The organism is Citrobacter sp. RHB25-C09, assembly GCF_013836145.1.
Taxonomy (GTDB): Bacteria; Pseudomonadota; Gammaproteobacteria; order Enterobacterales; family Enterobacteriaceae; genus Citrobacter_A.
This window is the reverse complement of sequence record NZ_CP057483.1, coordinates 2,701,075-2,722,404: the sequence shown is the minus strand read 5'-3', so window position 1 is coordinate 2,722,404 and position 21,330 is coordinate 2,701,075. Positions and strand designations below refer to the sequence as shown.

At 52.4% G+C, this 21,330-nt stretch carries 19 protein-coding genes; all 19 read left to right on the top strand.

Annotation, left to right across the window (positions count from 1 at the left end; all coding sequences use genetic code 11):
* The 19 genes from wcaB (at position 1) to rfbD (ending at position 21,288) form a co-directional block, all read left to right on the top strand.
* The gene (gene wcaB / locus HVY19_RS12795) at positions 1 to 489 is read left to right on the top strand and encodes a colanic acid biosynthesis acetyltransferase WcaB (protein WP_181680956.1); all 489 of its coding nucleotides are present in this window, start codon (positions 1 to 3) and stop codon (positions 487 to 489) included.
* On the top strand, positions 486 to 1,703 hold the full coding sequence (wcaC, locus tag HVY19_RS12790) for a colanic acid biosynthesis glycosyltransferase WcaC (protein WP_181680955.1): 1,218 nt from the start codon (positions 486 to 488) through the stop codon (positions 1,701 to 1,703). Before wcaB ends, wcaC begins: the two co-directional genes overlap by 4 nt.
* Entirely contained in the window at positions 1,678 to 2,895 is a 1,218-nt protein-coding gene (gene wcaD, locus HVY19_RS12785; RefSeq protein ID WP_181680954.1) for a colanic acid polymerase WcaD, read from the top strand. The genes wcaC and wcaD overlap by 26 nt, the downstream gene beginning before the upstream one ends.
* A gap of 5 nt (positions 2,896 to 2,900) precedes the next feature.
* On the top strand, positions 2,901 to 3,647 hold the full coding sequence (gene wcaE / locus HVY19_RS12780; RefSeq protein WP_181680953.1) for a colanic acid biosynthesis glycosyltransferase WcaE: 747 nt from the start codon (positions 2,901 to 2,903) through the stop codon (positions 3,645 to 3,647).
* Between the two features lie 14 nt (positions 3,648 to 3,661).
* Positions 3,662 to 4,210: a colanic acid biosynthesis acetyltransferase WcaF gene (gene wcaF, locus HVY19_RS12775; protein WP_181680952.1), complete on the top strand. Its 549-nt coding sequence runs from the start codon at positions 3,662 to 3,664 to the stop codon at positions 4,208 to 4,210.
* A 28-nt stretch (positions 4,211 to 4,238) separates the two neighbouring features.
* A complete protein-coding gene (gene gmd, locus HVY19_RS12770) occupies positions 4,239 to 5,360 on the top strand; it encodes a GDP-mannose 4,6-dehydratase (RefSeq protein WP_181680951.1) in 1,122 nt (373 codons plus the stop codon).
* Positions 5,361 to 5,362: 2 nt separating this feature from the next.
* On the top strand, positions 5,363 to 6,328 hold the full coding sequence (fcl, locus tag HVY19_RS12765; RefSeq protein ID WP_181680950.1) for a GDP-L-fucose synthase: 966 nt from the start codon (positions 5,363 to 5,365) through the stop codon (positions 6,326 to 6,328).
* Between the two features lie 2 nt (positions 6,329 to 6,330).
* The gene (locus tag HVY19_RS12760) at positions 6,331 to 6,801 is read left to right on the top strand and encodes a GDP-mannose mannosyl hydrolase (RefSeq protein WP_181680949.1); all 471 of its coding nucleotides are present in this window, start codon (positions 6,331 to 6,333) and stop codon (positions 6,799 to 6,801) included.
* Positions 6,802 to 6,808: 7 nt separating this feature from the next.
* Positions 6,809 to 8,032 (top strand): colanic acid biosynthesis fucosyltransferase WcaI, encoded by a 1,224-nt coding sequence (wcaI, locus tag HVY19_RS12755; protein WP_181680948.1) that lies wholly within the window; start codon positions 6,809 to 6,811, stop codon positions 8,030 to 8,032.
* 3 nt (positions 8,033 to 8,035) lie between these two features.
* Positions 8,036 to 9,472 (top strand): mannose-1-phosphate guanyltransferase, encoded by a 1,437-nt coding sequence (gene cpsB / locus HVY19_RS12750; protein ID WP_181680947.1) that lies wholly within the window; start codon positions 8,036 to 8,038, stop codon positions 9,470 to 9,472.
* Between the two features lie 118 nt (positions 9,473 to 9,590).
* Entirely contained in the window at positions 9,591 to 10,961 is a 1,371-nt protein-coding gene (gene cpsG / locus HVY19_RS12745) for a colanic acid biosynthesis phosphomannomutase CpsG (protein ID WP_181680946.1), read from the top strand.
* A gap of 54 nt (positions 10,962 to 11,015) precedes the next feature.
* Complete coding sequence (wcaJ, locus tag HVY19_RS12740) at positions 11,016 to 12,410, top strand: undecaprenyl-phosphate glucose phosphotransferase (RefSeq protein WP_181680945.1); 1,395 nt, start codon at positions 11,016 to 11,018, stop codon at positions 12,408 to 12,410.
* Between the two features lies 1 nt (position 12,411).
* Entirely contained in the window at positions 12,412 to 13,890 is a 1,479-nt protein-coding gene (gene wzxC / locus HVY19_RS12735; protein ID WP_181680944.1) for a colanic acid undecaprenyl disphosphate flippase WzxC, read from the top strand.
* 53 nt (positions 13,891 to 13,943) lie between these two features.
* Complete coding sequence (gene wcaK, locus HVY19_RS12730; protein ID WP_181680943.1) at positions 13,944 to 15,224, top strand: colanic acid biosynthesis pyruvyl transferase WcaK; 1,281 nt, start codon at positions 13,944 to 13,946, stop codon at positions 15,222 to 15,224.
* The gene (gene wcaL / locus HVY19_RS12725; RefSeq protein WP_181680942.1) at positions 15,221 to 16,441 is read left to right on the top strand and encodes a colanic acid biosynthesis glycosyltransferase WcaL; all 1,221 of its coding nucleotides are present in this window, start codon (positions 15,221 to 15,223) and stop codon (positions 16,439 to 16,441) included. Before wcaK ends, wcaL begins: the two co-directional genes overlap by 4 nt.
* A gap of 11 nt (positions 16,442 to 16,452) precedes the next feature.
* Entirely contained in the window at positions 16,453 to 17,856 is a 1,404-nt protein-coding gene (gene wcaM / locus HVY19_RS12720; protein ID WP_181680941.1) for a colanic acid biosynthesis protein WcaM, read from the top strand.
* 177 nt (positions 17,857 to 18,033) lie between these two features.
* Complete coding sequence (gene galF / locus HVY19_RS12715; RefSeq protein ID WP_181680940.1) at positions 18,034 to 18,927, top strand: GalU regulator GalF; 894 nt, start codon at positions 18,034 to 18,036, stop codon at positions 18,925 to 18,927.
* 376 nt (positions 18,928 to 19,303) lie between these two features.
* On the top strand, positions 19,304 to 20,389 hold the full coding sequence (gene rfbB, locus HVY19_RS12710) for a dTDP-glucose 4,6-dehydratase (protein WP_181680939.1): 1,086 nt from the start codon (positions 19,304 to 19,306) through the stop codon (positions 20,387 to 20,389).
* The gene (rfbD, locus tag HVY19_RS12705) at positions 20,389 to 21,288 is read left to right on the top strand and encodes a dTDP-4-dehydrorhamnose reductase (protein WP_181680938.1); all 900 of its coding nucleotides are present in this window, start codon (positions 20,389 to 20,391) and stop codon (positions 21,286 to 21,288) included. Before rfbB ends, rfbD begins: the two co-directional genes overlap by 1 nt.
* Positions 21,289 to 21,330 lie beyond the last annotated feature (42 nt).

Below are 21,330 nucleotides of genomic sequence, written 5' to 3'. Positions count from 1 at the left end.
ATGCTGGAAGATATCCGCGCCAACAGTTGGAGTCTGCGTCCGTGCTGCATGGTGCTGGCCTATCGCGTGGCCCATTTTTGTTCTGTGTGGCGCAAAAAAAATGTCCTGAATAACCTCTGGGCCGCACCGGTGTTGGTGTTGTATCGCCTGATTACTGAATGCCTGTTCGGGTATGAAATTCAGGCTGCAGCGACCATTGGCCGTCGCTTCACCATTCACCATGGCTACGCGGTCGTCATCAATAAAAACGTTGTCGCGGGCGATGATTTTACGATTCGCCACGGCGTCACCCTCGGTAACCGTGGGGCCGACAGTCTGGCCTGTCCACAGTTCGGCAACGGCGTGGAGTTAGGGGCGAACGTCATTGTGTTAGGCGATATCACGATTGGTAACAACGTGACCATCGGTGCGGGCAGCGTGGTGCTCGACAGCGTTCCTGACAACGCGCTGGTGGTGGGTGAAAAAGCCCGGGTTAAGGTAATCAAATGAATATTCTGCAATTTAACGTGCGGCTGGCAGAAGGCGGTGCGGCTGGAGTGGCATTAGATCTCCATCAGCGCGCGCTGGAAAAAGGGCTGACCTCGCGTTTTGTCTATGGCTACGGCAAGGGCGGCAAGAAAAGCGTTAGCCACGATCGTTATCCACATGTCATTAAACAGACGCCGCGCCTGACATCCGTGGCTAACATCGCGCTATTTCGTCTGTTTAACCGCGATCTGTTTGGCAACCTCAATAATCTCTACCGCACCGTCACCCGCACGTCGGGTCCGCTGGTGCTGCATTTTCACGTTCTGCACAGTTACTGGCTGAATTTTGCCGAGGTGGTGGCTTTTTGCGAAAAGGTAAAAAACCACAAGCCGGACGTCACGCTGGTCTGGACGCTGCATGACCACTGGAGCGTCACCGGGCGTTGCGCCTTTACCGATGGCTGTGAGGGCTGGAAGACCGGCTGTCAGAAATGCCCGACGCTCAATAACTATCCGCCGGTAAAAACAGATCGTGCACATCGACTGGTGGAGGGTAAGCGTGAGCTGTTTCGCCAGATGTTAGCGCTGGGCTGCCAGTTTATCTCACCGAGTCAACATGTCGCTGACGCGTTCAACAGCCTGTATGGGGCAGGGCGTTGCCGCATTATCAACAACGGCATTGATGTCGCGACCGAGGCGATCCTTGCCGAACTATCACCGGTCAGTGAGACGTCCGGTAAACCGAAAATTGCCATTGTTGCCCACGACCTGCGCTACGACGGAAAAACCAACCAGAAACTGGTTCGCGAGATGATGGCGCTCGGCGACAGGATTGAACTGCATACCTTCGGTAAATTCTCGCCGTTTGAGGGGGCGAACGTCATCAACCACGGATTTGAAACGGATAAACGCACGCTGATGAGCGCGCTGAATCAGATGGATGCACTGGTGTTTAGCTCCCGTGTGGACAACTACCCACTGATTCTTTGTGAAGCGCTGTCTATTGGCGTACCGGTTATTGCCACGCATAGTGATGCCGCGCAAGAGGTGTTGCACAAATCCGGCGGGAAGACCTTCGCTGAAAATGACGTTCTGCAACTGGTGCAGTTAAGTAAAGCCGATATCGCTCAGGCGGTATTCGGGACTTCGCTTGATGACTTTCGCGCCCGCAGCCATGCGGCCTACAGTGGACAACAGATGCTGGAGGAGTATGTCTCGTTCTATCAGAATCTGTAGCTATCTGCTGCTACCGCTGATCTACCTGTTGGTTAACGTCAAAATCGCGCAGCTGGGCGAAAGTTTTCCCATCACCATTGTGACTTTTTTGCCTCTGCTGTTGTTGCTGTTTGTTGAACGCATCAGCGTCAAAAAACTGCTGATCGCCCTGGGCGTTGGCGCCGGGTTGACGGCGTTTAACTATCTGTTTGGCCAGTCGCTGGATGCCAGTAAGTATGTCACGTCGACGATGCTGTTTGTCTATCTGGTGATCATCATCGGCATGGTCTGGAGTATCCGCTTCAAAACCATATCGCCGCATAACTATCGCAAGATCCTACGTTTCTTCTATCTGGTGGTGGCGGTGGTGGTGCTGCTGGCCGCGCTTGAAATGGCGCAAATTATCCTGACTGGCGGCAGCAGCCTGATGGAAGCAATTTCGAAATATCTCATTTACAGTAACAGCTATGTACTGAACTTTATTAAGTTCGGCGGCAAGCGAACGACGGCGCTTTATTTTGAACCGGCATTTTTTGCTCTGGCGTTAATCTCAATTTGGCTCAGCATCAAACAGTTTGGTATCAAAACGCCTAAAACCGATGCTATGATTCTGGCAGGGATTATATTATCTGGGTCGTTTTCAGGGGTAATGACATTTATCTTGTTTTACCTGTTGGAGTGGGCGTTCCAGTATCTGAATAAAGATGCAATTAAGAAAAAGCTCCCCCTGGCGATAATCTCATTGGCAGTGTTTTTGTTGGGGGTAATATTCGCGTTTCCTTATATCTCTACCCGTCTGGGAGATTTAGGAACGGAAGGCTCATCTTCTTATTATCGCATTGTCGGTCCGTTAGTGATGGTGGGTTATTCTTTGACTAACATTGATGGTGTCGTCAGATTTGGCTCACTTTACGAATATGTTGCATCATTCGGAATCTTTAACGGTGCGGACGTCGGTAAAACAATAGACAATGGTTTGTATCTACTGATTATTTATTTTTCCTGGTTCGCAGTGGCAATGTCGGTGTGGTATCTGTGGAAAGTCTTAAAAATGGCGTTGAACGCATTTGGTGATAATCAGAACTTCCGGGTGCAACTTTATCTTTTTACGCCGGTGTCACTGTTTTTTACCGGTTCAATATTTAGCCCGGAGTATGCGTTTTTAATTGTTTGTCCGTTTATATTGCGCAAAGCGCTGAATATCACGAGGTAATTCACATGTTGCTCAGTATTATCACCGTCGCCTTTCGCAACCTGGACGGCATCGTCAAAACCCACGCGTCGCTGGCGCACCTGGCAAAGGCGAACGATATCAGCTTCGAGTGGATTGTGGTGGACGGCGGTTCCGGTGACGGGACACAAGAGTTTCTCGAAAACCTCAATGGACAGTACCACTTACGCTTTGTCAGCGAACCCGATAAGGGTATTTACGACGCGATGAATAAAGGTATTGAGATGGCGCAGGGAAAATTCGCGCTGTTTCTCAATTCCGGTGATGTTTTTCATGCAGATGCGGCACAATTTGTTCGCCAGTTACAAACCCAAAAAGAGAACAGCATGATTACCGGCGACGCGTTACTCGATTTTGGCAATGGCCATAAAATCAAGCGCAGCGCAAAGCCGGGTTGGTATATTTATCACAGCCTTCCTGCCAGTCATCAGGCGATATTCTTCCCGGTTGCCGGACTGAAAAAATGGCGCTATGACCTGCAATATAAAGTCTCCTCCGATTACGCACTGGCAGCCCGAATGTACAAAGCAGGCTACGGTTTCAAAAAACTGAATGGTCTGGTATCTGAATTTTCCATGGGTGGCGTATCGACTACGAATAATCTGGAATTGTGCGAAGACGCCAAAAAAGTCCAGCGCCAGATATTACGCGTGCCTGGATTTTGGGCGGAATTATCCTGGCGTTTACGCCTGCGCACCACGGGTAAAACCAAAACCTTATATAACAAAGCTTAATATAAGGAATACCTATGCAAGATTTAAGCGGCTTTTCTGTGCCGAGGGGCTTTCGCGGCGGTAGTGCAATAAAAGTGCAATTATGGTGGGCGGTACAAGCCACATTATTTGCCTGGTCGCCACAGGTGCTGTATCGCTGGCGAGCTTTTTTACTGCGCTTATTTGGCGCAAAAATAGGAAAAAACGTAGTCATTCGTCCATCGGTAAAAATAACGTATCCGTGGAAATTAACCTTAGGCGATTACGCCTGGGTTGGCGATGACGTGAATTTATATACGCTTGGCGATATTACGATTGGTGCTCATTCAGTGGTATCGCAGAAAAGTTATTTATGTACCGGCAGTCACGATCATGGCAGTGAGTATTTCGATATTAATGCCTCACCGATTGTGATTGGCGAGAAGTGCTGGCTGGCAACGGACGTTTTTGTTGCGCCAGGGGTCACGATCGGTGATGCCACCGTGGTTGGTGCCCGCAGCAGCGTTTTTAAATCGCTTCCGGCAAACATGATTTGCCGTGGCAATCCCGCGGTGGTGATACGCCCACGCGCTCGAACTGAATAATTTCTAATAAGTACAGAGGAATACAGACATGTCAAAAGTCGCTCTCATTACTGGTGTTACCGGGCAGGACGGATCTTATCTGGCAGAATTGCTGCTGGAAAAAGGGTACGAAGTACACGGCATCAAGCGTCGTGCGTCGTCTTTTAACACCGAACGTGTCGATCACATTTACCAGGATCCGCACACGAGCAACCCGAAATTCCATCTGCACTACGGTGACCTGACGGACTCCTCCAACCTGACGCGTATTTTGCAGGAAGTACAGCCGGATGAAGTCTACAACCTGGGCGCAATGAGCCACGTCGCCGTCTCTTTCGAGTCGCCGGAATACACTGCCGATGTCGATGCAATGGGGACCCTGCGTTTGCTCGAGGCCATTCGCTTTCTCGGTCTGGAGAAGAAAACGCGTTTCTATCAGGCGTCCACCTCTGAACTGTATGGCCTGGTGCAGGAGATCCCGCAGAAAGAAACCACGCCGTTCTACCCACGTTCCCCGTATGCCGTCGCGAAACTGTACGCCTACTGGATCACCGTCAACTACCGCGAATCCTACGGTATCTACGCCTGTAACGGCATTCTGTTCAACCATGAATCCCCACGTCGTGGCGAAACTTTCGTCACCCGTAAAATCACCCGTGCGATCGCCAATATCGCTCAGGGGCTGGAGTCCTGCCTTTATCTCGGCAACATGGATTCCCTGCGTGACTGGGGCCATGCGAAAGACTACGTCAAAATGCAGTGGATGATGCTGCAGCAGGATCAGCCGGAAGATTTCGTTATCGCGACCGGCGTGCAGTACTCCGTGCGTCAGTTCGTTGAAATGGCCGCGGCTCAGCTAGGCATCAAGCTGCGCTTTGAAGGTGAAGGCGTGAATGAGAAGGGCATCGTGGTTTCCGTTACCGGTCACGACGCGCCAGGCGTGAAGCCGGGTGATGTGATGGTTGCCGTTGACCCGCGTTATTTCCGTCCGGCGGAAGTTGAAACCCTGCTGGGCGACCCGAGCAAGGCGCATGAGAAGCTGGGCTGGAAGCCAGAAATTACCTTGCAGGAGATGGTGTCGGAAATGGTCGCTCACGATCTGGAAGCGGCGAAAAAACACTCTCTGCTGAAGTCTCACGGCTACGAGGTTGCCATCGCGCTGGAGTCCTGAGAATGAGCAAACAACGCATTTTTATTGCGGGTCATCGCGGAATGGTGGGTTCCGCGATCAAACGCCTGCTTGAGCAGCGCGGCGATGTAGAGCTGGTTTTACGCACCCGTGATGAGCTGAACCTGCTGGATAGTCAGGCGGTTAACGATTTTTTCGCCGCTGAACGTATCGATCAGGTTTACCTCGCGGCAGCGAAAGTGGGCGGCATTGTCGCCAATAACACGTATCCGGCGGATTTCATCTACGAAAACATGATGATGGAAAGCAACATCATTCATGCCGCACATACGCATAACGTGAATAAGCTGCTGTTCCTCGGATCGTCGTGCATCTATCCAAAACTGGCAAAACAGCCGATGGCGGAAAGCGAACTGTTACAGGGCACCCTGGAACCGACGAACGAGCCCTACGCCATTGCCAAGATTGCCGGGATCAAGCTGTGTGAGTCCTATAACCGTCAATATGGCCGCGACTACCGCTCGGTGATGCCAACCAACCTGTACGGTCCGCATGACAATTTCCATCCGAGCAACTCGCACGTGATCCCGGCGCTGCTGCGTCGCTTCCACGAGGCGACCGCCGAGAACGCGCCGGACGTTGTGGTGTGGGGCAGCGGTACGCCAATGCGCGAGTTCCTGCACGTGGACGACATGGCCGCCGCCAGCATTCACGTCATGGAACTGGATCGCGAAGTCTGGCAGGAGAACACCCAGCCGATGCTGTCACATATCAACGTGGGCACCGGTGTGGACTGCACCATTCGTGAACTGGCGCAGACCATCGCAAAAGTGACGGGCTACAAAGGTCGCGTGGTCTTTGACGCCACAAAACCGGACGGCACGCCGCGTAAACTGCTGGATGTCACCCGCCTGCATCAGCTTGGCTGGTATCACGAAATTTCGCTTGAAGACGGACTTGCCAGCACTTACCAGTGGTTCCTTGAGAACCAGCATCGGTTCCGGGGGTAAATATGTTTTTACGTCAGGAAGATTTTGCCACCGTCGTGCGCTCCACACCGCTGATCTCCATCGATCTGATCGTGGAAAACGCGCAGGGGGAATTTCTGCTGGGTAAACGCCTGAACCGTCCGGCGCAGGGATACTGGTTCGTACCCGGTGGGCGGGTGCAAAAAGATGAGCCGCTTGAGGCGGCCTTTGCGCGCCTGACCGAAGCCGAACTGGGGCTGCGTTTGCCGCTGTCGGCAGGGCAGTTCTATGGTGTCTGGCAGCACTTCTATGACGACAACTTTTCCGGCGCGGATTTTTCCACCCATTACATCGTCCTCGGTTATCGTCTGCGGGTGCAGGAAAGTGACCTGGCGCTGCCGGATGCCCAGCATGACGCCTACCGCTGGTTAACGCCAGAGGCGCTGCTGGCAAGCGACAATGTGCATGACAACAGTCGTGCCTATTTTCTGTCGCAGAGTCAGGTTGAAGGATGATGAGTCTATGAAAATCCTTGTCTATGGAATCAACTACTCGCCTGAATTGACCGGTATCGGCAAATACACGGGTGAAATGGTTGAGTGGATGTCGCGTGAAGGCCATGAGGTGCGGGTGATTACCGCGCCACCGTACTACCCCCAGTGGAAGGTGGGTGAACGCTACTCCGCCTGGCGCTATCGTCGGGAAGAGGGCGATGCCACCGTCTGGCGCTGCCCGCTGTATGTGCCGAAGCAGCCATCAACCCTCAAGCGCCTGCTTCATCTCGGCAGCTTCGCGTTAAGCAGTTTTTTCCCGCTGATGGCGCAGCGTCGCTGGAAACCGGATCGCATTATCGGCGTGGTACCGACGCTGTTCTGCACGCCGGGAATGCGTCTGCTGGCGAAGCTCTCCGGTGCGCGCACGCTGCTGCACATTCAGGATTACGAAGTGGACGCCATGCTCGGCCTGGGGCTGGCGGGAAAGGGCAAGACCGGCAAAGTCGCCCAACTGGCCAGCGCCTTTGAACGCAGCGGTCTGCATAACGTCGACAACGTTTCCACTATCTCCCGTTCAATGATGAACAAAGCGCAGGAGAAGGGCGTTGAGGCAGAGAAGGTGATTTTCTTTCCTAACTGGTCGGAAGTGGCACGTTTTCAGAACGTTAACGACGCAGATGTGTTTGCGTTACGCCAGCAGCTTGGACTGCCGGATGACAAAAAAATCATTCTTTACTCCGGCAATATTGGCGAAAAGCAGGGGCTGGAGAGCGTCATTGAAGCCGCGGCTCAGTTGCGTGATGAACCGCTGCTGTTTGCGATTGTCGGCCAGGGCGGCGGCAAGGCGCGACTGGAGAAAATGGCCCACGAACGCGGCCTCGAAAACATCAAATTTTACCCGTTGCAGTCTTATGAAGCGCTGCCAGCACTGCTGAAAATGGGCGACTGCCATCTGGTCGTACAAAAGCGCGGCGCGGCGGATGCAGTTCTGCCCTCTAAGCTGACCAATATTCTGGCAGTGGGGGGGAATGCGGTGATTACCGCTGAGCCGGAGACTGAGCTGGGACAACTTTGCGACAACTATCCGGGCATCGCCGTTTGCGTTGGGCCGGAATCGGTCGCGGCGCTGGTTGAGGGTATTACCCTGGCACTCGCCATGCCAAAACAGAACACGGTGGCACGTGAATATGCCGAACGCACGCTCGATAAAGAGAACGTGTTACGTCAATTTATTGCTGATATTCGGGATTAAATTATGAGTCAGACAAAACTCTATCCGGTCGTCATGGCTGGAGGCTCCGGTAGCCGCCTGTGGCCGCTTTCCCGCGTACTTTATCCTAAGCAGTTTCTCTGCCTGAAAGGCGACCTCACCATGTTGCAAACGACCATTTGTCGTCTGAACGGCGTGGAGTGTGAAAGTCCGGTGGTGATCTGCAACGAGCAGCACCGATTTATCGTAGCGGAACAGTTACGCCAGCTAAACAAACTCACCGAGAACATTATCCTTGAACCGGCGGGGCGTAACACCGCACCGGCCATTGCGCTGGCGGCACTGGCGGCAAAACGCCATAGCCCAGACAGTGACCCGCTGATGTTAGTGCTGGCCGCGGATCACGTCATCGCCAATGAAGACGCTTTCCGCGATGCGGTACGTAATGCAATGCCTTACGCCGAGGCGGGTAAGTTGGTCACTTTTGGTATCGTGCCCGATCTGCCAGAAACCGGCTACGGCTATATCCGACGCGGAGATGTGCTGCCAGGTGAGAAAGACGCGGTGGCCTTTGAAGTGGCTCAGTTCGTCGAGAAGCCAAATCTGGAAACCGCACAGGCTTACGTGGCCAGCGGGGATTACTACTGGAACAGTGGAATGTTCCTGTTCCGGGCCGGACGCTATCTGGAAGAGCTGAAGAAATATCGCCCCGATATTCTTGAAGCCTGCGAAAAAGCGATGAGCACCGTCGACCCGGATCTCGATTTTATCCGTGTCGATGAAGAGGCGTTCCTGGCCTGTCCGGAAGAGTCGGTGGACTACGCGGTAATGGAACGCACGGTGGATGCGGTGGTCATGCCGATGGATGCGGGCTGGAGCGACGTCGGCTCCTGGTCCTCACTGTGGGAAATAAGCGCCCATACCGCAGAGGGGAACGTACACCACGGCGACGTGATCAGCCATAAAACCGAGAATAGCTATGTCTATGCTGAATCTGGCCTGGTGACGACCGTCGGCGTGAAAGATCTGGTGGTGGTGCAGACCAAAGACGCGGTGCTGATTGCCGACCGCAACGCGGTGCAGGACGTCAAAAAAGTGGTTGAACAAATCAAGGCCGATGGCCGACATGAGCACCATATTCATCGCGAAGTGTACCGTCCGTGGGGCAAGTATGACTCCATTGACGCGGGCGAGCGCTACCAGGTCAAACGCATCACCGTTAAACCGGGTGAAGGACTTTCGGTTCAGATGCACCATCACCGCGCCGAACACTGGGTCGTCGTGGCAGGCACCGCAAAGGTCACTATTGACGGTGACATCAAACTGCTCGGTGAAAACGAGTCTGTCTATATCCCGCTGGGCGCGACCCATTGCCTGGAGAATCCCGGAAAAATTCCGCTCGACCTGATCGAAGTGCGCTCCGGTTCGTATCTCGAAGAGGATGACGTGGTGCGCTTTGAGGACCGCTACGGTCGGGTGTAATCACTGAATGACTTGCCGGATGGCGCGTTGCTTATCCGGCCTACGGTTCCACTGGTTATCGAAATAAATATTCTCCGTCATGGAGAGGGCCAACTGTTGCCTGAAGAAGGGTAAAAACATGAAAAAATTAACCTGTTTTAAAGCCTACGATATTCGCGGCAAACTGGGCGAAGAACTGAACGAAGAGATTGCGTGGCGGATTGGCCGCGCCTACGGTGAATTTCTCAAGCCGAAAACGATTGTGCTGGGTGGGGACGTGCGCCTGACCAGCGAAGCACTAAAACTGGCGCTGGCGAAAGGGTTACAGGATGCCGGTGTTGACGTACTGGATATTGGCATGTCCGGGACGGAAGAGATCTATTTCGCCACGTTTCACCTCGGCGTGGACGGTGGGATTGAAGTGACCGCCAGCCATAATCCGATGGACTACAACGGGATGAAATTAGTGCGTGAAGGCGCACGTCCCATCAGCGGCGACACCGGTCTGCGCGACGTGCAGCGTCTGGCGGAGGCCAACGATTTCCCGCCGGTCAACGACGCTAAGCGCGGCAGTTACCAACAGATCAACTTACGCGACGCCTACATTGAGCACCTGTTCGGCTATATCAACGTCAAAAATCTCACCCCGCTGAAGCTGGTGATTAACTCCGGTAACGGTGCGGCTGGCCCGGTGATAGACGCTATTGAGGCGCGTTTTAACGCGCTTGGCGTGCCGGTGGAGTTTATCAAGGTGCACAACACGCCGGACGGCAACTTCCCTAACGGTATTCCTAACCCGCTGCTGCCTGAATGCCGCGCCGACACCCGCAACGCGGTGATCGAGCACGGTGCTGACATGGGCATTGCCTTTGACGGTGATTTTGACCGCTGTTTCCTGTTTGACGAAAAAGGGCAGTTTATCGAGGGCTACTACATCGTCGGTCTGCTGGCGGAAGCGTTCCTCGAGAAACACCCGGGCGCCAAAATCATCCACGACCCGCGACTTTCCTGGAACACGGTCGACGTGGTGAAAGCCGCAGGCGGTACTCCGGTGATGTCCAAAACCGGTCATGCCTTTATCAAAGAACGTATGCGTCATGAGGATGCCATTTACGGTGGCGAAATGAGCGCGCATCACTACTTCCGCGATTTTGCTTACTGCGACAGCGGGATGATCCCCTGGCTGCTGGTGGCGGAACTGGTGTGCCTGAAAGGGCAGACCCTGGGGGAGCTGGTTCGCGATCGAATGGCGGCGTTCCCGGCAAGTGGCGAAATCAACAGTAAGCTGGAGGAGCCGGCGGCAGCGATTTCGCGCGTGGAACAGCACTTCGCCAGTGAAGCGCTGGCCGTGGACAGAACCGACGGTATCAGCATGTCGTTCGTTGACTGGCGCTTCAACCTGCGCTCTTCCAACACTGAACCGGTGGTGCGCCTCAACGTGGAATCGCGTGGCGATATCCCGCTGATGGAAGCGCGAACGCGCACTCTGCTGACGCTGCTGAATCAGTAAGGTCAGATCTTCCCTTACCCGCTGGCGGGTAAGGGGCTAATAACAGGAACAACGATGACAAATCTAAAAAAGCGCGAGCGAGCCAAAACCAATGCATCGTTAATCTCTATGGTGCAACGCTTTTCAGATATCACCATCATGTTTGGCGTGCTGTGGCTGGTCTGCGAAGTGAGCGGACTGCCTTTCCTCTACATGCACCTGTTGGTGGCACTGATAACGCTGGTGGTCTTTCAGATGCTGGGCGGTATGACCGATTTTTATCGTTCCTGGCGCGGCGTCAAAATTTCCACTGAACTGATCCTCCTGCTGCAAAACTGGACGCTGAGCCTTATTTTTAGCGCTGGCCTGGTGGCGTTTAATCAGGACTTTGACAATCGCCTGGGCGTCTGGCTGGCGTGGTATCTGTTGACCAGCGTCGGTCTTGTGTTTTGTCGTTCATTTATTCGCTTTGGCGCGGGCTGGCTGCGCAATCGTGGCTATAACACACGCCGCGTGGCGGTCGCGGGCGATATGCCTGCCGGGCAAATTCTTCTGAACAGCTTTCGTAATGAGCCGTGGTTGGGCTTTGAAGTGGTGGGGGTTTACCACGATCCCAAACCCGGCGGCGTGACGTCAGACTGGGCGGGTAACTTCGAACAGCTTATTGAAGATGCTAAAGCTTCGCGCATTCACAACGTCTATATCGCGATGGCGATGTGCGACGGCGCAAAGGTGAAAGCGCTGGTGCGTGAACTGGCGGATACCACCTGTTCGGTCATCCTCATCCCCGATGTTTTTACCTTCAACATTCTGCACTCGCGCATTGAAGAGGTCAGCGGTGTGCCTGTTGTTCCGCTGTATGACACACCGCTTTCGGGCATCAATCGCCTTATTAAGCGCGCCGAAGATATCGTACTGGCTTCACTGATCCTGCTGCTGATTTCACCGGTGCTGTGCTGCATTGCGCTGGCGGTAAAGATCACCTCGCCGGGGCCGGTGATCTTCCGCCAGACCCGTTATGGCATGGACGGTAAGCCCATCAAAGTGTGGAAGTTCCGCTCAATGAAGGTGATGGAGAACGACAAGGTGGTGACCCAGGCGACGCAGAACGATCCGCGCGTCACAAAGGTGGGGAACTTCCTGCGTCGGACATCTCTGGATGAGTTGCCGCAGTTTATCAACGTGCTGACCGGTGGCATGTCCATCGTCGGGCCACGTCCTCATGCGGTGGCGCATAACGAACAGTATCGCCAACTGATTGAAGGTTACATGCTGCGCCACAAGGTTAAGCCAGGCATCACCGGCTGGGCGCAAATCAACGGCTGGCGGGGGGAAACCGACACGCTGGAGAAAATGGAGAAGCGTGTGGAGTTCGATCTTGAGTACATCCGTGAATGGAGCGTCTGGTTCGATATCAAGATAGTGTTCCTCACCATTTTCAAAGGCTTTATCAGTAAAGCGGCGTATTAAGATGAGCTTACGAGAAAAAACCATTAGCGGCGCGAAGTGGTCGGCCATTGCCACAGTGATCATTATCAGCCTTGGGCTGGTTCAGATGACGGTACTGGCGCGGGTGTTTGATAATCATCAATTTGGGCTACTGACCGTCTCGCTGGTGATAATCGCGCTGGCAGATACGCTCTCCGACTTCGGTATCGCCAATTCAATCATTCAGCGCAAAGAGATTAGTCATCTCGAACTGACGACGCTGTACTGGCTGAACGTGGGGCTAGGTATCGTGGTCTGCGTGGCGGTTTTCCTGCTAAGTGATGTGATTGGCCGCGTTCTGCATAACCCGGACCTGATACCGCTGATTAAAGCGCTGTCGCTGGCGTTCTTAGTGATCCCTCACGGTCAACAGTTCCGGGCGCTAATGCAAAAGGAACTGGAGTTCAACAAAATAGGGATGATTGAAACCAGCGCGGTGCTGGCGGGTTTCACCTTCACCGTGATTAGCGCCCATTTCTGGCCGTGGGCGTTAACGGCGATCCTGGGATATCTGGTCAATAGCGCTGTGCGCACTCTGCTTTTCGGTTACGTTGGCCGCAAAATTTACCGTCCCGGCCTGCATTTTTCGCTTGCTTCGGTTTCATCGAACCTGCGCTTTGGCGCGTGGCTAACGGCGGATAGCATCGTCAACTACGTCAATACTAATCTTTCTACACTGGTGCTGGCGCGGATCCTCGGGGCGGGCGTCGCCGGGGGCTATAACCTGGCCTATAACGTGGCGGTTGTGCCACCGATGAAACTCAACCCGATCATTACCCGCGTACTGTTCCCGGCCTTTGCCAAAATTCAGGACGATACCGAGAAGTTGCGTGTGAATTTTTACAAGCTGCTGTCGGTCGTGGGGATTATTAACTTTCCGGCGCTTCTGGGACTCATGGTGGTCGCGAATAATTTCGTGCCGCTGGTGTTCGGTGAGAAATGGAACAGCATCATTCCGGTTCTGCAATTGTTGTGCATCGTTGGACTGCTGCGATCTGTCGGTAACCCGATAGGTTCGCTACTGATGGCAAAAGCGCGGGTGGATATCAGCTTTAAATTTAATGTGTTTAAAACATTTCTGTTTATTCCGGCGATCATTCTCGGCGGGCAGATGGCCGGGGCTATTGGCGTCACGCTGGGCTTCCTGCTGGTGCAAATCATTAACACCATTCTGAGCTATTTCGTGATGATCAAACCGGTGCTGGGTGCCAGCTACCGTCAATACATTCTCAGCCTGTGGCTGCCGTTCTATCTTTCTTTGCCCACGCTGGCGGTGAGCTACGGGTTGGGTCTTGCTTTGCAGGGACACCTGACGCTGAGCGTACTGTTAGCCACGCAAATTGCCGCCGGTGCGCTGGCGTTTGTGCTGATGATAATTCTTTCCCGACACCCGCTGGTGGTGGAGTTAAAGCGTCAGTTTTGTCGCAGCGAAAAAATGAAAACACTGCTTCGCGCAGGATAAGTTTTGCCGGATACGGCGTCGCTTGATCCGGCATCGACGATTAGAGGTAATCAATGAAATTATTAATTTTGGGCAACCACACCTGCGGTAACCGTGGCGATAGCGCCATTATGCGGGGCCTGCTTGACGCCATCAGCCGTCAGCAGCCTGACGTGGAAATGGATGTGATGAGCCGCTTTCCGATCAGCTCTTCCTGGCTGCAGGGGCGCGAGATTATTGCCGATCCGCTGTATCAGCTTAGCCAAAAACAGCAGGCAGCAGGGGGGATTGGCGGACGCGTGAAGAAAGTGCTTCGCCGCCGGTTTCAACACAAAATCCTGCTGGCGAAAGTGACCGGCGAAGGCCAACTGCGCAACGTTGATATTGCTCCTGAGTTCCATGAGTTTGTCCGTTTTTTGCAAAACTATGACGCGATTATCCAGGTTGGCGGGTCGAACTATGTCGATCTCTACGGACTGACCCATTTTGAATACCCTCTGTGCGCGTTTATGGCCAATAAACCGATTTATATGATTGGTCACAGCGTTGGGCCGTTCCAGAACCCGGACTTTAACCAGTTGGCGAACTACACATTTGGCCGCACTAACGCACTGATCTTACGTGAAACGGTGAGCCGCGACCTGATGGAAAAAGCGCAGATCAGTACGCAAAAAGTCGAACAGGGCGTTGATACGGCCTGGCTTGTCGATCATCGCGACGACAGCTTTACGCCGGGGTACGCAGTACAACACTGGCTGAACCTGACGGCCCTGCGCAAAACGGTTGCCATAACGCTGCGTGAACTTGAACCGTTCGACAAACGCCTCGGCACTACTCAGCAGGCGTACGAAAAAGCCTTTGCGGACGTGGTGAATCGCTTAATTGATGACGGGTACCAGGTGCTCGCGCTATCGACCTGTACGAGTATGGATCGTTACAACCGCGATGACCGTATGGTGGCGTTGCGGATGGCGCAGTTTGTGGAGAAGCGCGAGCACTTCCATATTGCGATGGATGAGCTGAACGATGTGGAGATCGGCAAAATTCTCGCCGCCTGCGAGTTAACCATCGGCACGCGTCTGCATTCCGCCATCATCTCAATGAACTTTGGCACGCCTGCCATTGCGATCAACTACGAGCACAAATCGGCTGGCATTATGCAACAACTGGGGATGCCAGAGATGGCGATAGACATTCGCCACCTGCTGGACGGAAGTTTGAAGTCGATGGTCAGCGATATTCTCGGACAGTTGCCGGAACTGACGATCCGCGTGCAGGACGCCGTCGCCCGCGAGCGGGAAAAAGGATTTCAAATGGTGGAGTCGGTCCTGTCGCGCATCCGGGAGGTGAAATGAGGGTCAGTTTCTTTCTGCTGAAATTCCCGCTGTCGTCAGAGACCTTTGTGCTTAATCAGATCACCGCGTTTATTGATATGGGATTTGAGGTGTCGATTATCGCGCTACAAAAAGGCGATACCGAGAATACGCATGAAGCATGGACGAAATATAACCTGGCGGCGAAAACTCGCTGGTTACAGGATGAACCCCCAGGGAGACTGGCAAAGCTCCGCCATCGTGCAGGCCAGACGCTGACGGGGCTGCATCGCGGTGCCACCTGGAAGGCGTTGAATGTTGCGCGCTACGGTGCAGAAGCACGCAACCTGATTCTGTCCTCGATTTGTGGACAAACGGCCACGCCTTTTGCTGCCGATGTTTTTATCGCCCATTTTGGGCCGGCGGGCGTCACGGCAGCAAAGCTTCGCGAATTGGGCGTGCTTCAGGGCAAGATTGCCACCATTTTTCATGGCATCGATATTTCGAGCCGGGAAGTGCTGAATCATTACACGCCGGAGTATCAACAACTGTTCCGGCGGGGCGATCTGATGCTGCCGATCAGCGAACTTTGGGCTGGACGCCTTAAAAGTATGGGCTGCCCGCCAGAGAAAATTGCCGTTTCGCGAATGGGGGTGGACATGACGCGCTTTACCCATCGCCCGGTGAAAGCACCCGGCACGCCGCTGGACATTATCTCCGTTGCGCGACTGACGGAGAAAAAGGGGCTGCATGTGGCTATTGAAGCTTGCCGGCAGCTCAAGGAGCAGGGGGTGGCGTTCCGTTATCGTATCCTCGGTATCGGCCCCTGGGAGCGGCGATTGCGTACTCTGATTGAGCAGTATCAACTTGATGATGTTATTGAAATGCCGGGGTTCAAACCCAGCCACGAAGTGAAGGCAATGCTGGATGACGCTGATGTCTTTCTGCTGCCTTCGATTACCGGTGCCGATGGTGATATGGAAGGGATCCCCGTCGCGCTGATGGAAGCGATGGCGGTGGGGATCCCCGTTGTTTCAACCGTGCACAGCGGCATTCCTGAACTGGTCGATGCCGGAAAATCGGGTTGGCTGGTGCCAGAGAACGATGCCACGGCGCTGGCAAAACAGCTTGCCGCGTTCAGTGAAATCGACCATGACGCCCTGCAGCCCGTTGTTCAGCGCGCGCGGGAAAAAGTGGAACATGATTTTAACCAGCAGGTGATCAATCGTCAGTTAGCCAGCCTGCTGCAAACGATCTAAACCGAGGTTGTATGCCTGAGAAGAAACTCTCCCGACGCACCTTCCTGACGGCAAGTTCCGCGCTTGCCGCTCTCCCCATACTTAACGCCTCCTTTGCCCGCGCCGTGACACCGCGCAAGACTGTCAATATTCAGGATTACAATCCAAAGGACTGGATTGCCTCGTTTAAGCAGGCTTTCGTTGACGGGCAAAGCGTTGTGGTGCCAGCGGGACTCGTTTGCGAGAACATCAATGCTGCGCTGTTCATCCCTGCGGGAAAAACGCTACTCGTGAAAGGGAAGCTCAGCGGTAACGGCCGCGGGCGTTTTGTGCTCCAGGACGGTTGTCAGGTCATTGGTGAAAACGGGGCAAGTCTGCACAACATCACATTAGATGTTCGCGGTTCCGACTGCGCGATAAAAGGCATCGCGATGAGTGGTTTTGGCCCGGTGGCACAAATTTTTATCGGCGGCAAAAAGCCGCAGGTCATGCGCAATCTGGTTATCGATAATATCAGCGTCACGCACGCCAACTACGCGATTTTGCGCCAGGGTTTTCATAACCAGGTCGATGGCGCACAGATCACCAATGGAAAATTCAGCGATCTCCAGGGGGACGCGATTGAATGGAACGTGGCGATTAACGACCGCAACATCCTGATTTCCGATCATGTCATCGAACGGATTAACTGCACGAATGGCAAGATCAACTGGGGGATCGGCATTGGCCTGGCAGGGAGTACCTATGATAACAACTACCCGGAGCAGCAGACGGTTAAAAACTTCGTGGTGGCAAACATTACGGGGTCCGATTGCCGGCAGTTGGTGCATGTGGAAAGCGGTAAACACTTCATTATTCGTAATGTGAAGGCAAAGTACATCACGCCTGATTTCAGTAAGAAAGCGGGAATAGATAACGCGACGGTCGCCATTTATGGCTGTGATAACTTTGTGATCGATAACGTCGAGATGGAAAACAGCGCGGGAATGCTTATTGGCTACGGCGTGGTGAAGGGGAAATATCTGTCTATTCCGCAGAATTTTAAACTAAATAACATCCGTCTGAATAATACGCAGCTTGCTTATAAATTGCGCGGCATCCAGATATCGTCCGGGAATGCGGCTTCGTTTGTCGCGCTGACAAATATTGAGATGAAGCGAGCGACCCTCGAGTTACACAACAAGCCACAGCATCTTTTCTTGCGTAATATCAATATCATGCAGGATTCGTCGACCGGGCCAGCCCTGAAGTTACATTTTGATCTGCGCAAAGATGTGCGCGGTAAGTTTATGGCGAAAGAGGACACGCTGCTGTCACTGGCGAATGTTCATGCCGTTAACGAAAAAGGAGAGAGTTCGGTAGACATCGACCGGATTAATCATCAGCGGGTGAATGTTGAGGCTATCAACTTCAGCCTGCCTGAGGGGAGGGGGTAAAAATGCGACCATTCCTGGCGAAACAGGCGCATACTTAAGATTATGGCTACTGCATTTTTTATCCGAGCGGCGTAGCATCTGTACCAAAGCCATGCCATTCCCCCGGGAATAATTCGAACTGGCTAAAACGAGTCAAAGCGCTATAATTCAGCAACCATTTTACAGGTGGATGAAATAATGATTAATTTGAAAGCAGTTATTCCGGTAGCGGGTTTGGGTATGCATATGTTGCCTGCCACCAAGGCAATTCCCAAAGAGATGCTGCCGATCGTCGACAAGCCGATGATTCAGTATATCGTCGACGAAATTGTGGCTGCAGGGATCAAAGAAATCCTTCTGGTAACTCATGCGTCCAAGAACGCCGTTGAGAACCACTTCGACACCTCCTATGAATTAGAGTCACTTCTCGAGCAGCGCGTTAAACGCCAACTGCTGGCGGAAGTGCAGTCCATTTGCCCTCCGGGCGTAACCATCATGAACGTGCGTCAGGCACAGCCGCTGGGTCTGGGCCATTCCATTCTTTGCGCTCGTCCTGTGATTGGCGATAATCCGTTTGTGGTTGTACTACCGGATATTATTATCGACACCGCCAGCGCTGATCCACTGCGCTATAACCTTGCCGCGATGGTGGCCCGCTTCGAAGAAACAGGGCGCAGTCAGGTTCTGGCGAAACGCATGCCAGGGGATCTCTCTGAGTATTCAGTTATTCAGACTAAAGAGCCGCTGGATAATGAAGGTAAAGTCAGCCGTATCATCGAGTTCATTGAAAAACCGGACCAGCCGCAGACGCTTGATTCCGATCTGATGGCGGTAGGGCGCTATGTCCTCTCCGCAGATATCTGGGCAGAGCTGGAAAGAACTGAGCCCGGTGCCTGGGGTCGCATCCAGTTGACAGATGCCATTGCCGCACTGGCGAAGAAACAGTCCGTTGACGCGATGCTGATGACCGGCGACAGCTATGACTGTGGTAAAAAAATGGGTTATATGCAGGCATTTGTGAAGTACGGACTGCGCAACCTGAAAGAAGGCGCTAAGTTCCGTAAAAGTATAGAGAAGATGCTTGGCGAGTAAGCTGAAAAAACGCCCAGTTTGATAAGCGTTAGTAAGATTAACGGCAGTTAACATTCGCGACAGTGATGTCGATAATACGAGAATGTTACTGCCGTTTTTGCATTTTAAAGAAAATCATTTTATTTCAATAAGTTAAAGAAAAAATTTTAGTGTGTATTTTGAAGGATTTCTTCTTGTTTCTGACATCAATTGGTAAGACAATTAGTATTTGAGTTTCGAGGCTTTGCGAAAGATTGCAGAGCTCAACACGCCTATGGATGATCGCAGTGCACTGGTAGCTGATGAGCCAGGGGCGGTAGCGTGTCCGAATGTGTATAATTTCTATTCTTAATCGGCAGCAAAATACCGATCTTGATACGTCATCTGGAATTATAAAGTGAAAATACTTGTTACTGGTGGTGCTGGTTTTATTGGATCTGCAGTAGTTCGAAATATTATAAATAATACTCAGGATAGCGTAGTTAATATCGATAAATTAACCTACGCCGGAAATCTTGAATCATTAAATGATATCGCTAATAGCGATCGCTATTATTTCGAACATGCTGATATTTGCGATTCCGGCGCAATGAAACGCATCTTTGAGACGCATAAGCCTGATGCGGTCATGCATCTTGCAGCAGAAAGTCATGTCGATCGATCCATTAGCGGCCCTGCCGCCTTTATTGAAACCAATATTGTGGGAACATACTGCCTCCTTGAAGCTGCACGCCAGTATTGGTTGACACTTGATAGTAATAAAAAAAGCGCTTTCCGCTTTCATCATATCTCTACAGATGAAGTATATGGAGATTTACCGCATCCGGACGAAGTAAAGTTAGGAGATAATCTTCCTCTCTTCACAGAAAGCACGGCTTATGCGCCTAGCAGCCCTTATTCAGCATCTAAAGCCTCAAGTGACCATCTTGTTCGCGCCTGGTTACGCACCTATGGCCTGCCGACGATCGTGACTAACTGCTCTAATAACTATGGCCCTTATCATTTCCCTGAGAAATTGATTCCGTTAGTTATTCTGAATGCTCTTGATGGTAAACCACTGCCAATTTATGGCAAAGGCGATCAGATCCGTGACTGGCTATATGTTGAAGACCACGCTCGGGCATTATATACCGTGGTGACAAAAGGGACTCCTGGTGAGACCTATAATATCGGCGGGCATAACGAGAAGAAAAATCTCGATGTCGTGCATACGATTTGCGATTTGCTGGATGAAATTGTCCCTAAAGCAGGTTCGTATCGCAGTCAAATCACCTATGTGGCCGACCGCCCCGGTCATGACCGTCGCTATGCTATTGATGCAGATAAAATCAGTCGTGAACTTGGTTGGAAACCCCAGGAAACGTTTGAGTCAGGTATCCGTAAAACGGTGGAATGGTATTTAGCCAATACCCACTGGGTCGAAAATATTAAAAGTGGCGCTTATCAAACCTGGATCGAGCAGAATTATGGGGAACGCAAGTAATGAACATTCTTCTGTTCGGTAAGACAGGGCAGGTAGGCTGGGAACTACAACGCGCATTAGCCCCATTGGGCAATCTCGTTGCTCTTGATGTTCATTCAACAGATTATTGTGGTGATTTTAGCAACCCGGAAGGTATTGCTGAAACTGTGCGACGTATCCGGCCTGATGTGATTGTTAACGCAGCAGCCCATACCGCAGTTGATAAAGCAGAGTCAGAAGTGGCATTGGCAGAACTGCTAAACGCAACAAGTGTTGAAGCCATTGCTAAAGCGGCAGCGGAAATCAATGCGTGGGTAATCCATTATTCCACGGATTATGTATTCCCTGGCTCTGGTGAGACACCCTGGCGCGAAACAGACGCAACTGCGCCACTGAATGTGTATGGAGCAACGAAACTTGCTGGTGAAAATGCGCTAAAAACGCATTGTGCCAAGCATTTAATCTTTCGTACCAGTTGGGTCTATGCAGGAAAGGGTAACAATTTCGCTAAGACGATGCTTCGCCTGGCAAAAGAACGTACTGAATTATCTGTCATCAATGATCAATATGGTGCACCTACTGGGGCGGAATTATTGGCTGATTGTACGGCGCACGCTATTCGTGTTGCGCTGAAAGATCCTGAAGTCGCTGGTCTTTACCATTTAGTCGCGGGTGGTACAACAACGTGGTATGACTATGCATCTCTGGTTTTTGATGAAGCCAGAAAGGCTGGTATTGAATTGAAGCTAAACAAGCTTAATGCCGTACCGGCAAGCGCATACGTGACGCCGGCACAACGTCCTGGCAACTCCCGGATGAATACAGAGAAATTCCAAAAGAATTTTGATTTGCTGTTGCCCCATTGGGAGAAAGGCGTAAAACGCATGCTGACAGAGTTGTTCACCACGACAGCAATTTGACACTCATATTAATGCCCGTGATAGGGCATTTTGTACTTAAAG

What these genes read in the sequence shown, in the direction of transcription:
- wcaB (WP_181680956.1), top strand. Translation starts at nt 1, where the DNA reads ATGCTGGAAGATATCCGCGCCAACAGTTGGAGTCTGCGTCCGTGCTGC.
- wcaC (WP_181680955.1), top strand. Translation starts at nt 486, where the DNA reads ATGAATATTCTGCAATTTAACGTGCGGCTGGCAGAAGGCGGTGCGGCT.
- wcaD (WP_181680954.1), top strand. Translation starts at nt 1,678, where the DNA reads ATGTCTCGTTCTATCAGAATCTGTAGCTATCTGCTGCTACCGCTGATC.
- wcaE (WP_181680953.1), top strand. Translation starts at nt 2,901, where the DNA reads ATGTTGCTCAGTATTATCACCGTCGCCTTTCGCAACCTGGACGGCATC.
- wcaF (WP_181680952.1), top strand. Translation starts at nt 3,662, where the DNA reads ATGCAAGATTTAAGCGGCTTTTCTGTGCCGAGGGGCTTTCGCGGCGGT.
- gmd (WP_181680951.1), top strand. Translation starts at nt 4,239, where the DNA reads ATGTCAAAAGTCGCTCTCATTACTGGTGTTACCGGGCAGGACGGATCT.
- fcl (WP_181680950.1), top strand. Translation starts at nt 5,363, where the DNA reads ATGAGCAAACAACGCATTTTTATTGCGGGTCATCGCGGAATGGTGGGT.
- HVY19_RS12760 (WP_181680949.1), top strand. Translation starts at nt 6,331, where the DNA reads ATGTTTTTACGTCAGGAAGATTTTGCCACCGTCGTGCGCTCCACACCG.
- wcaI (WP_181680948.1), top strand. Translation starts at nt 6,809, where the DNA reads ATGAAAATCCTTGTCTATGGAATCAACTACTCGCCTGAATTGACCGGT.
- cpsB (WP_181680947.1), top strand. Translation starts at nt 8,036, where the DNA reads ATGAGTCAGACAAAACTCTATCCGGTCGTCATGGCTGGAGGCTCCGGT.
- cpsG (WP_181680946.1), top strand. Translation starts at nt 9,591, where the DNA reads ATGAAAAAATTAACCTGTTTTAAAGCCTACGATATTCGCGGCAAACTG.
- wcaJ (WP_181680945.1), top strand. Translation starts at nt 11,016, where the DNA reads ATGACAAATCTAAAAAAGCGCGAGCGAGCCAAAACCAATGCATCGTTA.
- wzxC (WP_181680944.1), top strand. Translation starts at nt 12,412, where the DNA reads ATGAGCTTACGAGAAAAAACCATTAGCGGCGCGAAGTGGTCGGCCATT.
- wcaK (WP_181680943.1), top strand. Translation starts at nt 13,944, where the DNA reads ATGAAATTATTAATTTTGGGCAACCACACCTGCGGTAACCGTGGCGAT.
- wcaL (WP_181680942.1), top strand. Translation starts at nt 15,221, where the DNA reads ATGAGGGTCAGTTTCTTTCTGCTGAAATTCCCGCTGTCGTCAGAGACC.
- wcaM (WP_181680941.1), top strand. Translation starts at nt 16,453, where the DNA reads ATGCCTGAGAAGAAACTCTCCCGACGCACCTTCCTGACGGCAAGTTCC.
- galF (WP_181680940.1), top strand. Translation starts at nt 18,034, where the DNA reads ATGATTAATTTGAAAGCAGTTATTCCGGTAGCGGGTTTGGGTATGCAT.
- rfbD (WP_181680938.1), top strand. Translation starts at nt 20,389, where the DNA reads ATGAACATTCTTCTGTTCGGTAAGACAGGGCAGGTAGGCTGGGAACTA.